General features: G+C 68.2%; 12 protein-coding genes and 1 pseudogene. 6 read left to right on the top strand and 7 right to left on the bottom strand.

From position 1 onward, the window contains the following. Positions 1–46: 46 nt before the first annotated feature. Both MJQ72_RS45080 and MJQ72_RS45075 read left to right on the top strand, forming a co-directional pair. Positions 47–265: a hypothetical protein gene (locus MJQ72_RS45080; RefSeq protein ID WP_396426952.1), complete on the top strand. Its 219-nt coding sequence runs from the start codon at positions 47–49 to the stop codon at positions 263–265. Beyond that, the gene (locus tag MJQ72_RS45075; RefSeq protein WP_396426951.1) at positions 247–594 is read left to right on the top strand and encodes a DM13 domain-containing protein; all 348 of its coding nucleotides are present in this window, start codon (positions 247–249) and stop codon (positions 592–594) included. The genes MJQ72_RS45080 and MJQ72_RS45075 overlap by 19 nt, the downstream gene beginning before the upstream one ends. On the opposite strand, the gene MJQ72_RS17525 is transcribed toward MJQ72_RS45075, so the two are convergent. Further along, positions 591–1,220: a TetR/AcrR family transcriptional regulator gene (locus tag MJQ72_RS17525; protein ID WP_063273720.1), complete on the bottom strand. Its 630-nt coding sequence runs from the start codon at positions 1,218–1,220 to the stop codon at positions 591–593. The two genes, MJQ72_RS45075 and MJQ72_RS17525, sit on opposite strands and share 4 nt — an antisense overlap. A 60-nt stretch (positions 1,221–1,280) precedes the next feature. Between MJQ72_RS17525 and MJQ72_RS17520 the strand changes: the two genes are divergently transcribed. The 3 genes and pseudogenes from MJQ72_RS17520 (at position 1,281) to MJQ72_RS17510 (ending at position 4,985) form a co-directional block, all read left to right on the top strand. Then, positions 1,281–1,712 (top strand): RpiB/LacA/LacB family sugar-phosphate isomerase, encoded by a 432-nt coding sequence (locus MJQ72_RS17520; RefSeq protein ID WP_240600316.1) that lies wholly within the window; start codon positions 1,281–1,283, stop codon positions 1,710–1,712. Between the two features lie 261 nt (positions 1,713–1,973). Next, a pseudogene (locus tag MJQ72_RS17515) lies at positions 1,974–3,610 on the top strand (glycosyl hydrolase family 18 protein). A gap of 37 nt (positions 3,611–3,647) precedes the next feature. Then, positions 3,648–4,985 carry a cellulose binding domain-containing protein gene (locus MJQ72_RS17510; RefSeq protein WP_396426989.1) on the top strand — a complete coding sequence of 446 codons (1,338 nt, stop codon included), beginning with the start codon at positions 3,648–3,650 and terminating at the stop codon, positions 4,983–4,985. Between the two features lie 521 nt (positions 4,986–5,506). On the opposite strand, the gene MJQ72_RS17505 is transcribed toward MJQ72_RS17510, so the two are convergent. Next, positions 5,507–7,276 carry a chitinase gene (locus MJQ72_RS17505; RefSeq protein ID WP_240600310.1) on the bottom strand — a complete coding sequence of 590 codons (1,770 nt, stop codon included), beginning with the start codon at positions 7,274–7,276 and terminating at the stop codon, positions 5,507–5,509. A 244-nt stretch (positions 7,277–7,520) separates the two neighbouring features. Here MJQ72_RS17505 and MJQ72_RS17500 point away from each other — a divergent pair, with 244 nt between their 5' ends. After that, positions 7,521–8,153 carry a sigma-70 family RNA polymerase sigma factor gene (locus MJQ72_RS17500; RefSeq protein ID WP_240600307.1) on the top strand — a complete coding sequence of 211 codons (633 nt, stop codon included), beginning with the start codon at positions 7,521–7,523 and terminating at the stop codon, positions 8,151–8,153. Here MJQ72_RS17500 and MJQ72_RS17495 read toward each other — a convergent pair. From MJQ72_RS17495 to MJQ72_RS17475, 5 genes are all read right to left on the bottom strand, one after another. Beyond that, entirely contained in the window at positions 8,150–8,797 is a 648-nt protein-coding gene (locus MJQ72_RS17495) for a response regulator transcription factor (RefSeq protein WP_240600304.1), read from the bottom strand. The two genes, MJQ72_RS17500 and MJQ72_RS17495, sit on opposite strands and share 4 nt — an antisense overlap. Then, positions 8,794–10,341: a GAF domain-containing protein gene (locus tag MJQ72_RS17490; protein ID WP_240600301.1), complete on the bottom strand. Its 1,548-nt coding sequence runs from the start codon at positions 10,339–10,341 to the stop codon at positions 8,794–8,796. The genes MJQ72_RS17495 and MJQ72_RS17490 overlap by 4 nt, the downstream gene beginning before the upstream one ends. A 30-nt stretch (positions 10,342–10,371) precedes the next feature. After that, positions 10,372–10,851 carry a pyridoxamine 5'-phosphate oxidase family protein gene (locus MJQ72_RS17485; RefSeq protein WP_240600299.1) on the bottom strand — a complete coding sequence of 160 codons (480 nt, stop codon included), beginning with the start codon at positions 10,849–10,851 and terminating at the stop codon, positions 10,372–10,374. 115 nt (positions 10,852–10,966) lie between these two features. Beyond that, complete coding sequence (locus tag MJQ72_RS17480) at positions 10,967–11,398, bottom strand: nitroreductase/quinone reductase family protein (RefSeq protein WP_240600296.1); 432 nt, start codon at positions 11,396–11,398, stop codon at positions 10,967–10,969. 10 nt (positions 11,399–11,408) lie between these two features. Continuing rightward, complete coding sequence (locus tag MJQ72_RS17475) at positions 11,409–12,191, bottom strand: TetR/AcrR family transcriptional regulator (RefSeq protein WP_240600293.1); 783 nt, start codon at positions 12,189–12,191, stop codon at positions 11,409–11,411. Positions 12,192–12,229 lie beyond the last annotated feature (38 nt).

Raw genomic sequence — 12,229 nt, 5'->3', positions numbered from 1 at the left:
GAGTTCGGTAACCGCGTTTCCCGCGCTCACGGGGTTCAATGAACGCATGAAACGCAAGCGCGTACTCGCCGTCGTGGCGGCCGGACTGGTGGTGGCGGTGGCCGCGGGCCTCTACTGGTTCCAGCCGTGGAAGCTCTGGGTGAACGAAACGGTCCAGGAGGCCGCACCCGTCGTCGCCCAGCCTTCGGCCGCGCCCTCGGCTCTGCCGTCGGAAAGTGCCGCGCCCGCCCGAAAGAGCCCACGGTCGTGGCGACCGGCGCGCTGATCAGCCACGAGCACGCGACCACCGGCGACGTCCGGATCCTGCGCGCGGCCGACGGATCCCTGGTGCTGCGCCTCGAGAACCTCGACACGAGCAACGGCCCGGATCTGCGGGTCTGGCTCACCGACGCGCCGGTCATTCCCGGCAAGGCCGGCTGGTCCGTGTTCGACGACGGCGCGTACGTGAGCGCCGGAAAACTCAAGGGCAACAAGGGAAGCCAGAACTACACCCTGCCCGCGGGCACCGATCTCGCGCGCTATTCGAGCGTGACGATCTGGTGCGATCGGTTCAACGTCTCCTTCGGCGCGGCCGAGCTGGCCAAGACTCTTTAGGCGAGCCGGTCCACGGCGTACTCCATCTCCGCGCGGACGGCGCGCAGATCGATCCCGCCGGGGTCGATGATCGAGGCCACGGCGATCCCCCGCAGCTGCCCCACCAGCGCGGCCGCGTAGGCGTCCGGGTCGCGGACGCCGGTGATGGACCCGTCCGCGAGCCCGGCGGCGACGGTCTGCGCGATGGCGAACCGGTACCGGCGGTCGGCCTCGGTCATCGCCGACCGCACCGCCGGATCGCCGACGGTCGCGTCCGTCCAGAGCACCACGAACGCCCGGTTCAGCGGCGGCATGTCGGTGAGCAGCTCGAAGAAGATGTCCAGCAGGGCGCGCAGCATGTCCATCGGGCTGGGCGTCAGCCCGCCGGTCCGCGTGGCGACCGCGGCGCTGAAGACGTCGGCGAACTTCTCCGCGGCGAACTCGACGAGCCGCTGCACCAGCGTCTCCTTCGACCCGAACAACTGGTAGACGACGCCGCTGGGATAGCCGGTCCTGGCGCAGATCATGCCGATCTTGAGCCGGGCGAAGCCTGCCTCGCCGATCAGGCGGGCGGCGGTTTCGAGAATCCGTGTCCGTGCGATCTCCTGGTCACGCTGGACCTGGTGCTCCTCCGCAGACGAGTCCACGCCGAGATCCTCCCATGACTTGCGGTTCGTCACCTGTCGACGCGGCGTTACGATCCGGACATGAGGATCGCCTTCGCCGCCGACGACCGGAACGCCACCACGGACGCCGTCCAGGCCTATCTCGCCGAGGCGGGCCACGAGGTGCTCCGGCCCGCGGCGTCGGACGTCTGGCCGGAACTCGGCGCGGCGGTGGGCAGGGCGGTCGCGGACGGCGAGGCCGATTTCGGCGTGGTGATGTGCTGGACCGGGACGGGCACGGCCATCGCGGCCAACAAGGTGCCAGGAGTCCGCGCCGCGCTGGCCTGGGACACCTGGATCGCCGCGGGCGCGCGCAAGTGGAACGACGCGAACGTGCTGGCACTGAGCCTCAAGCGGCTCGCTCCCGACGTGGCCGTCGAAATCACCGACGTGTTCCTTTCCGGGGTCGTGCCCGACCCCGATGAATCGGCCAATATCGCCCGCCTCGGCGAAATGGACGAATTCCGCCGCTGAATGGCACCGAACCAGTGAACGGTTAACGCTGTCGAACGTATTAGGCCGTTCGCAGGAAAATCACCACTCTACGTAGTGATGCTTCCCATATTGGTCCAGACCACGTACCGTCTCCCGCAACAAAGCGTTCCGCATGGAGGTGGTCGATGAAGACTCATCCCCGCCTGCCCGGTTTCGGCCGAGGCAACGCGATGTCGCCGATTTCCCTTTGACGAAATCATCTCCAAGATCATTTCCCGGCACCGGGTTGTAAGGAGTGAAATGTCGAGAAAAAGATGGCATCTGGTCGGCCTGTTCACGGCCGTCGCGGCGCTGGCGGTCGGTCTGGTGACCGTCCCGGCGAACGCGGCGGGAGGGGTCGGAGCCACCCTGACCAAGGGTTCGGACTGGGGGTCCGGCTGGGAAGGCAAGTACACGATCACCAACAACTCGGGATCGAGTCTCCCTTCCTGGACGGTGGAGTTCGACCTCGCGGCGGGACACTCGATCGCTTCGCTGTGGGACGGCAGCTACACCGTCTCCGGCCAGCACGTGACCGTCAAGAACACCTGGAACGGCAACCTTTCCAACGGCGGTTCCACCAGCTTCGGCTTCAACGTCAAGTACTCCGGCGCCTACACCGCGCCCGCCAACTGCAAGATCAACGGCGGCTCCTGCGACCCGGGCGGCGGTAACCCGACCACGACGCCGACCACACCGACCACCACGACGTCCAATCCCCGACGTCGACCAGCACGAGCAACCCGCCGACCACCACGACTTCGAACCCGAACCCGGGCGCGAAGAAGAACCTCGGCTACTTCGTGCAGTGGGGCGTCTACGGCCGCAACTACCACGTGAAGAACATCCACACTTCCGGTTCCGCGGCCAAGCTGACGCATATCAACTACGCGTTCGGCAACGTGACCAACGGTTCCTGCACCGCGAACGACGACACCTACGCCGACTACGACAAGTTCTACGACGCCGCGTCCAGTGTGGACGGTGTCGCGGACACGTGGGACGCGGGCGCGCTGCGCGGCAACTTCAACCAGCTGCGCAAGCTGAAGAAGATGTACCCGGGCCTGAAGGTGCTGTGGTCGTTCGGTGGCTGGACCTGGTCCGGCGGCTTCGGCCAGGCCTCGAAGAACCCGGCCGCGTTCGCCGAGTCCTGCTACAAGCTGATCAAGGACCCGCGCTGGGCCGACGTCTTCGACGGCATCGACATCGACTGGGAGTACCCGAACGCCTGCGGTCTCACCTGTGACACCAGCGGTCCCGCCGCGATCAAGAACGTGGCACAGGCGCTGCGCACCAAGTTCGGCTCCTCGTTCCTGGTCACCGCCGCGATCACCGCGGACGCCAGCAGCGGCGGCAAGATCGACGCCGCCGACTACGGCCCCGCGTCGGCGTACTTCGACTGGTACAACGTCATGACGTACGACTTCTTCGGCGCTTGGGCGGCGCAGGGCCCGACGGCCCCGCACTCGCCGCTGACCTCGTACCCCGGCATCCCGCAGCAGGGCTTCAACTCCGACGAGGCCATCCAGAAGCTCAAGGCCAAGGGTGTCCCGGCGAGCAAACTGTTGCTGGGTATCGGTTTCTACGGCCGAGGCTGGACCGGCGTGACCCAGGACGCCCCGGGCGGCACCGCGACCGGCGCGGCACCCGGCACCTACGAGGCGGGCATCGAGGACTACAAGATCCTCAAGAACAGCTGCCCGTCGACCGGCACGATCGCGGGCACCGCGTACGCGAAGTGCGGCAACAACTGGTGGAGCTACGACACTCCCGCGACCATCAACGGAAAGATGGGCTGGACCAAGAACCAGGGTCTCGGCGGCGCGTTCTTCTGGGAGCTCAGTGGTGACACCTCCAACGGTGAACTGGTCACGGCCATGCGCAATGGCCTGAACTGAGAGGTTGACAGTGGCTAAGCGGACTTGGATCCAGGCCATCGGCCTGTCCGCCGCTGCCGCAACGGCCGGCGCGGTCCTCGTGATCGCGCCGGCCTCCGCGGCCGGCGGCGTCGGCGCCGCCTTCAGCAAGGGCTCCGATTGGGGCTCGGGCTGGGAAGGCAAGTACACGATCAGCAACAACTCGGGTTCGAGCCTTCCCGCCTGGACGGTCGAATTCGACCTCCCCGCGGGGCACTCGATCGCTTCGCTGTGGGACGGCAGCTACTCGGTCTCCGGGCAGCACGTGACAGTGAAGAACACCTGGAATGGCAACCTTTCCAACGGCGGTTCCACCAGCTTCGGCTTCAACGTCAAGTATTCCGGCGGCTATGTCGCCCCGGCGAACTGCAAGATCAACGGTGGTTCGTGCGATCCGGGCGGTGGCACGACCACGACGCCGACCACCCCCACCAGCACGACCACGACCTCTCCGACGACGACCACGAGCAACCCGCCGCTGCCCGGCGGCCGTGGCGCGCCGTACCTGTACATGGGCTGGGGCAGCCCGCCGAACCCGCAGACCGTCATGAACGCGACCGGGATCAAGTGGTTCACGATGGCGTTCATCCTGTCGTCCGGGGGCTGCAATCCGGCTTGGGACGGCAGCCGTCCGCTGCAGGGCGGCGTCGACGCGAACGCGATCGCGCAGATCAAGGCCGCGGGCGGGCAGATCGTGCCGTCCTTCGGCGGCTGGAGCGGCAACAAGCTCGGCCCGAACTGCTCGACGCCGGAAGCGCTCGCCGGCGCCTACCAGAAGGTGATCGACGCCTACAGTCTCAAGGCGATCGACATCGACATCGAGAACACCGACGAGTTCGAGAACGCGGCCGTGCAGGACCGTGTGCTGAACGCGCTGAAGATCGTGAAGGCGAACAACCCCGGCATCCAGACCATCCTCACCTTCGGCACGACGACCACCGGCCCGAACTTCTGGGGCCAGCGGCTGATCGACCAGTCGAAGGCGCTGAACGCCGGGATCGACGTCTACACGATCATGCCGTTCGACTTCGGTGGCGGCGCGGACATGTACGGCAACACGATCAACGCCGCGAACGGGCTGCGGGACAAGCTGAAGTCGGCCTTCGGGTGGGACGACGCCACGGCGTACGCCCACCTGGGCATCAGCGGGATGAACGGCCTTTCGGACCAGCGGGAACTGACGAGTCTCGACACCTGGACCCGGATCACGAACTGGTCGAAGACCAACAAGATCGCCCGGCTGGCGTTCTGGTCGACCAACCGTGACCGGGGCTGCCCGAACGGCGGGGTCGCCGAGAACTGCAGCGGAATCGCACAGAACGACTGGGACTTCACGCGGATCACCGCGGGCTTCTGACGTCCCTGGCCGGGGGCTGAAGGGGCCCATGGCCGCATCCGACGCGGTGAAGGGAGCCTTCGCCACGTCAGATGCGGGGAAGGGCCCCTTCAGCCCCCGGCTCCCCGAACCGCGGGCCCGCACCGATGCTGCACGGTGCGGGCCCGCTCCCTTGCCCGCGTTCAGTCCTCTAAATGCGGTCCTTGCGCGTGCATCGATCGCATTCAGAGGACTAAATGCTGGGTCTTGCGGCCGGGCGAGAGTGTCGCGAAAGCCACCTTCGCGACGTCTGATGTCCCGAAAGTGGCTTTCGCGACACGGCCGCTGGGGCGCACAGGTCAGGTCGCCCCCGAGGCCGCGCGAACGTGTTGCGAAAGCGGCTTTCGCAACGCCTCCCGGCCCGTGGCCGACGCCCACAAGCCCTGAAGTCCGTGAAGGTCCCCTTCACTGCGTCTAGCGCAGTGAAGGGGGCCTTCACGTACTAACGAACCGTACGCCCGTAGCCGTACTCACAACCGACGCATTCAGTCCTCTAAATGCGTTCAGGGCAGAGCGTTCAGGAACGGCTCGTGGGCGTTCTGGAACTCCCACCCGTAGTACCGATCCCAGTTGATCGACCACGTCATCAGCCCCCGCAGCGCGGGCGAAGCACCGCCGCGCAACGAGTACGACCCACACCCGGAGTTCTTCACCAGGCAGTTCAGTGCCGAATGCACCGCCGCCGGCGCGGTGTGCCCGTTGCCCGCGCTCACCGCGGCGGGCAGGCCGAACGCGATCTGGTCCTCACGCAGCCCCGGGAACCGGAACCCGGTCGAGGACACCGTGAAACCCGCCTTGATCATGTCGGTCATCGCGATGTGGAACTCCGCGCCGCCCATGAAGTGGTACTGGTTGTCCAGACCCATCACCGGTCCGGAGTTGTAGTCCTGGACGTGCAGCACGGTCAGCGCGTCCCGCATGGCGTGGATCACCGGCAGGTACGACCCCGTCCGGTTGTCGGCGCCGCCGAGGCCGCCGTAGTACTGGTATCCGGTCTGCACGAAGAACGTCTCCGGCGCCATCGTCAGCACGAAACCCGCGCCATAGCGGGCTTTCAGCGTCTTCAACGCCGAAATGAGATTGACGATCACCGGTGTGGTCGGGTTGCGGAAGTCGTTGTCGCCGGAGTTGAGGTACAGCGAGTGTCCCTCGAAGTCGATGTCGAGCCCGTTCAGCCCGTACCGGTCGATGATCGCGGACACCGAGCTGACGAAGGCGTCGCGCGCGGCGGTCGTGGTCAGCTGGACCTGACCGTTCTGGCCACCGATGGAGATCAGGACCTTCTTGCCCTGCGCCTGTTTCGCACGGATCGCGGCGATGAAATCCGCGTCGCTTTCCACCGTCGGGCATTCCGCGACCGGGCACCGCGTGAAGCGGATGTCGCCGGAGGTCACCGAAGTCGGTTCACCGAAGGCCAGGTTGATGATGTCCCACGCCGCCGGGACGTCGGCCATCCGCGTGTAGCCGGAGCCGTTGGCGAAACTCGCGTGCAGGTAGCCGATCAGCGCGTGTTTCGGCAGGCCGGTGTCGACGCAGCCGGAGGTCGTGGCGCCCGCCTCGGTGGTCTTCGGCGATTCGCCCGCGCTGTTGTACGCGGCCACCGAGTAGTTGTGCGACGAACACGCCGTCAGTCCCGAGATCGTCGCCGAAGTCCCGGTCACCGTCGCGACCACGGTCCCGCCCTCGTACACGCGGTAGCCGGTCACCGTGCCCGCCGAGGCGCCCCACGAGAGCGCGATCGACGAGTTCGTCACTGTGCCCACGGCCGGGTTGCCCGGGGTCGGCGGCGCGCCGGGGGTGCCACCGCCGGGTCCGTCGAGGCTGATGTCGTCCGCGTAGAAGGTGCCCGACCCGTACCACCCGTGCACGTACACCTCGGCCGTCGTCTGGGTGGCCGACGTCGTGAACGAGAGCGAAAGCCGGGTGTAGGAGGTCGCCGCGGTCCAGGTCGACGGTCCGCCCGTGACGCCGAGGTACACCGGATTCCCGTTCACCCAGGCCGAAACCGCGTAGGTCGTGTTCGGCAGGACGGATACCGTCTGTGCGCATTTGCCGATCGTCGAGCCGGGCGTGACCGAAACGGCGTAACCGCCCGAACGGACCGGTGTGCGCACGGCCGAGCCCGCCGCACAGGACCAGCCGGAGGTCGAACCCGCCTCGAAACCGGGATTGAGGAGCAGGTTGGCCGCGTTCGCGGTGCCACCGCCGGTGATCAGGCCGGTGAAGGTGAGCACCAAAACGGCCAGAAATGCCAAGGATCTGGAACGCCTCATCGCGATTCCTCCGTGAAAGGGCGGCCTGCCGCCGCGCTGGGCTAATTGTCTAGACCAATCTGGCGAAAGTCCATACCCCGCGGCCCACCAGGGTCCAAAGACCCGACTACTCCGGGCTCCTATACCGGTGTGACGCGCGGGCGCGCTCCGTAACGTCGGCAGGACCAAAGAGGGCTGGGGGCTTTCGGGAGGTGGGGATGATGGGAACGCACAGGGGCGCGCCGAGAACGGCCGATCCGGCGTGATGACCGTGTCCGAAGCGGTGCGCCCGACCTACGTGCCCCGCCCGGGCGAGCCGGACGGCGCACTGATCCGCGCGGCGATCAGTGGCGACCGGCGCGCGGTCGAGAGCCTGCTGGCCCTCCTCCGGCCGATCGTGTTCCGGTACTGCGCCGGCCGGCTGGGCGGGACGATCCGCGGCGTCTCCAACGCCGAGGACTGCGCGCAGGAAGTCCTGATGGCCGTCCTCGTCGCCTTGCCGCGCTACAGCTACCAGGACAACAGCTTCCTGCCGTACGTCTTCGGGATCGCCTCGCACAAGGTCGCCGACGTCCGCCGCAGCCTCGCCCGCGACCCGTCCGCGCCGGTGCCCGATCCGGAGCCCGACCAAGACGGACCGTGGAACCCGACGTTCGAGGAGGTCGAGAGGGCCGATCGCCGCCGCCGGTTGTCGCGGCTGTTCGAGGTCCTTTCGGCGAAGCAGCGCGATGTGCTGGTGCTGCGCGTGATCCACGGGTACAGCGCCGAGGAGACCGCCGGCGCGCTCGGGATGGCGAGCGCGGGCGCGGTCCGCGTCACCCAGCACCGGGCCCTCAACGAACTGCGCCGCGTGCTGCGCGAGGATCCCGATTTCGCCGGCGGGTTCACCTTCTTCTAGGAAGTGGGCTTACGGCGTTGGGTGGCGTAGACGGCGGCGGCGGTGCGGCGTTCGAAACCGAGCTTGTGCAGCAGGGACGACACGTAGTTCTTGACCGTCTTCTCCGCCAGGTACAGCTTTTCCGCGATCTGGCGGTTGGTCAGCCCGTCGGCGATATGGTCGAGCACCCGCCGCTCCTGCGGGCTCAGCTGTTCGTATCGCGGGTCCGGGAGGTCGGTCTCGCCGCGCAGCCGGTTCATCACCGACGCCGTCAGCGTGCTGTCCAGCAGCGACCCGCCCGCGGCGACCGTACGGACGGCCTTGACGAGCGCACCGCCGGAGACCTGCTTGAGCATGTAGCCCGCCGCGCCCGCCATGATCGCGCCGAACAACGCGTCGTCGTCCGAATAGGACGTCAGCATCAGGCAGGCGGGCGGCGGGTCGACGGACGCCCGGATCTCCCGGCAGACGCTCACTCCCTCACCGTCCGGCAGCCGGACGTCGAGCACCGCGACCTGCGGTTTGACCGCGGGGATCCGCACATACGCCTCGGCGGCCGTGGCGGCTTCGCCGACCACGGTGAAGTCGTCCTCGGCCTCGAAGACGGTCTTGAGCCCGGTGCGGACGAGTTCGTGATCGTCCAGGAGGAACACCGAAATCGTCATCCCACACTCCCCTGTCGGGCCGGCAGCTCCACCGACCAGTCGAGCCTCGTCCCGCCTTCGGGTCTCGCCGCGACCCGGAACGTCCCGTTCCAGCGGGCCGCGCGTTCGGCGAGGTTCGTCACCCCGCTGCGATGCCCGGGCTCGGCTGGCATGCCGACACCGTCGTCCACCACCGAGAGTTCGAGCCATCGCCCGTCCCGGTCGACCGCGACGTCGACCGAGACCGTCGTCGCCGCGGCGTGTCTGACCACATTGGACAGTGCCTCGCGCAGTGTCGCGATGAGGTCCGTGCGGACCGTGTCCGGCACCGTCGAATCGAGCGGCCCGTCGAACCCGACCCGGGGTTCCGACGCGCAGCCCGCGTCGAGCGCGACCCTCAGCAGCTCCGACCGGAGGCTGCCCTGTGCCTCCGCCGGTTCCTGTAGGGAGAAGATGCTGTTGCGGATCTCGCGGATGGTGCGGTCGATCTCGTGCGCGAAGCCGGTCACCCGGTCGGCGACGGCGGGTTCGCTCGCGAGCCTGCTGAGCCCCTCCAGCCCGAGCCCGATCGCGAACAGCCGCTGGATCACCAGGTCGTGGAGGTCGCGGGCGATCCGGTCGCGGTCTTCGAAGACGGCGAGCCGCTGCCTGTCCTGTTGCGCGCGAGCGAATTCGACCGCGAGGGCGGCGTGCGCGGCGAAGGTCTCGGCGAGCTGGACGTCGTAGGCGGAGAACGGGGTCCGGTCGCGGAACTTCGCCACCAGCAGGACCCCGAGTTTCTCCTCGCCGACGATCAGCGGGACGGCGACCGTGGAGTCGAGGTCCTTGATCGCCGCGGGCATCACGGCGCCGCGACCGCCCTGGTACTCGACCACCTTCTCCCCGTAATCCCGCACCACGACGGGTTTTCCGGTGGTGAACGCCAGCCCGGTCGCGGTGCCCTCGGCCGGCACGGCGATCCCGGCGAGCCGGTCCGAGTCCGGGCCCGGCGGCTCGACGATCTCGAAGACCAAGTGCCCGTCACCGCGCGGGCGGGCCACCGCGCCCGCGGTGCCACCGGCGACGACGCGGGCGCGTTCGGCGATCAGGCGGAGGGTCGCGGTCAGATCCTGGTCGGTCAGGAGCGCCCCGGTGACGTGGTACGAGGCTTCGAGCCAGCGCTCACGCCGCTGCACCTGGTCGAACAGCGCGGCGTTCTCGATCACCACACCGGCCGCCGCGGTGAGCGCGACGAGCAGGTCGTTCTCGGATTCGGTGAACTCCTCACCGTCCGGTTTGGGAGCGAGGTACAGCATCCCGAAGATGCGGCCGCGCATCCGGATGGGCACCACGCGGGCGTCGTCACCGGACGGCGGCCGCTCCCAGGCGTCGCCGAAGCGGATGAACTCGTCCGAATCGAGCACGCTGAGCGCGCCGAACGGCGCACCGGTGAGCTCGCAGGCGGATTCGACCATCCGCCGCAGGATGTCGGACAGGCTGAGATCGTGGGCGATCCCCGCCACCGCGTCCAGAATCCTCGGCGCCTTGGCGTCACTCGCCGCATTCACCCGCCGCACCGCCGTCACCGTCCCGGAGTAACTCCCCGGGCAGTGGGGTCAGGAATGACAAACGCGCCCGGATCGCTCATCTGGTGCGTCGATCACGGACAGTGCTTCGTTACCGCGAACGCCGAGTATCCTTCGACCGGTTACCGACTCGATCGGGATACGGAGATACCGGGAGTCCGCCCGGCCGGTCCAGCAGCCCAGCGGCAAGGTCTCGAGTTCGGCGATCACCAGCGGATCGCGCACCTCGGCGGCGCGGCCGACGACGGTGACGAACCAGCCCGTCCCCAGGTCCTTGGCGAACTCGTCGACGGCGAACGCCACCACCGTGTCGAGCACCCCGGCGAACAACGGGCTGTGCGACGGCGTCCGCAGCAGGATCGCGCCGTGGTGCAGCGCGAACCGCGCCGGCTGGATGGCGGGCATCGCCCGGGAGGTGAACACCACCCGGCCGAGCCCGGCGTCCGCGAGCAGCGCCAGGCACTGCTCGCGGCCGAGCGTTTCGAGACCCAAGGAGTCGGACATCGGCATCCCCGCGTTCTCGTAGTTCCTCTGCGTCGAGGTCCACGGTCCCCGGCTTACCGACTCGCCGGTAGGGCCGATGGACCCGGCCCGTGCGGGGGATGCGGCGCGGTCGGTGCCCGGGCTACGCCTTGGGCGACAGCAGCACCACGGGGATCTCCCGCTCGGTCTTGGTCTGGTACTGCGCGTAGTTCTTGAAATCCGCGGTGATCTTGGGCCACAGGCGGGCGCGCTGCCCGGCGTCGGCCACGGTCGCGACCATCGGCTGCGCGGCCTCACCCTTCAGCGTGACCTGGACGTCGGGGTTGTCGCGGAGGTTGAGGAACCACGCCGGGTGCTGGTCGTCGCCGCCGCGGGAGGCGACGATGACGTACGCGTCGCCCTCGCGCAGCGGCGAGGTCAGCAGGACGGTGCGCGGCTGGCCGGATTTGCGGCCGATGGTGGTCAGCTCCAGCACGGTCATCCCGGCGACCTGCCAGCCGGCGCGGCCGCCGCTGACCTTCTGGATGACGCGGTGGACGGCGTTCATGGTCTTCAAGGCGAAATCGGAGGGCATGCGGAGAAGGCTACTCCGCTTTGGTCGCGACTTCGATTCCGTCCAGCAGGACGGACAGCGAGAACTCGAAGGCCTCCCTCGCCTCCTGCTCCAGATAGGACACCGTTTCGTCCTCCATCCGGAACGCCTGCTCGGCCTCCATCCAGGTCAGCGTCGGGAATCGCTCGGCGAAGTCCGGCGAGACCTCCTTCAGATGCGCGGACCGCGCGTACCACCACTCGTCGTCGGACTGCCCTGTCACCTTTTCGGCCAGCCGGGCCTCCGAAGCCGTCCTGGCGGGCTCGCGCACGCACGAGTACAGCGCGCTGACCAGCCGTCGCAGCGCCGCCGGGCGCAACCCGGTCCGGCGCAGGATCTTCACCAGCGCCTCCAGCACGACGTACTCGTTCGGCCCGAGCACCGGCCGCGCCTGCGAGACCTGCAGGACCCAGGGGTGCCGCAGGTAGAAGTCCCAGAGATCCTCGGCCCAGCGGGCCACGTCCGCGCGCCAGCCGTCTCCGTCGTAAGTGGCCGGAAGCTCGGCGAGCGCCTTGTCGTACATGAGATCGACCAGCTCGCTCTTGCTCGGGACATAGGTGTAGAGCGCCATGGCCGTCCGGCCGAGCCTGTCCCCGACGGCGCGCATCGAGAGGCCCGGCATGCCTTCGGCGTCCGCGATGGTGATGGCGGTTTCGACGATCAGGTCCACCGAAAGCGCCGGTTTGGGGCCGGGCCGTTCGGCGTCCGGCGGCTCGGCCCGCCACAGCAGGGCCATCGACCGCCGGGGGTCCCCTTGCGCCGCGTAGACGACCACTTGCCAACTCCTTACAGCATAAACTAACCTCTGCTACC

The sequence above is a fragment of the Amycolatopsis sp. EV170708-02-1 genome (assembly GCF_022479115.1).
Classification (GTDB): domain Bacteria; phylum Actinomycetota; class Actinomycetes; order Mycobacteriales; family Pseudonocardiaceae; genus Amycolatopsis.
The sequence above is the reverse complement of the archived record's forward strand: the minus strand, read 5'-3'. Positions and strand labels throughout refer to the sequence as shown.

Coding starts and splice junctions, on each gene's coding strand:
- MJQ72_RS17485 (WP_240600299.1), bottom strand. CDS start 10,851: ATGCCGATGTCCGACTCCTTGGGTCTCGAAACGCTCGGCCGCGAGCAG.
- MJQ72_RS17505 (WP_240600310.1), bottom strand. CDS start 7,276: ATGAGGCGTTCCAGATCCTTGGCATTTCTGGCCGTTTTGGTGCTCACC.
- MJQ72_RS17520 (WP_240600316.1), top strand. CDS start 1,281: ATGAGGATCGCCTTCGCCGCCGACGACCGGAACGCCACCACGGACGCC.
- MJQ72_RS17495 (WP_240600304.1), bottom strand. CDS start 8,797: ATGACGATTTCGGTGTTCCTCCTGGACGATCACGAACTCGTCCGCACC.
- MJQ72_RS45080 (WP_396426952.1), top strand. CDS start 47: ATGAAACGCAAGCGCGTACTCGCCGTCGTGGCGGCCGGACTGGTGGTG.
- MJQ72_RS17480 (WP_240600296.1), bottom strand. CDS start 11,398: ATGCCCTCCGATTTCGCCTTGAAGACCATGAACGCCGTCCACCGCGTC.
- MJQ72_RS17500 (WP_240600307.1), top strand. CDS start 7,521: ATGACCGTGTCCGAAGCGGTGCGCCCGACCTACGTGCCCCGCCCGGGC.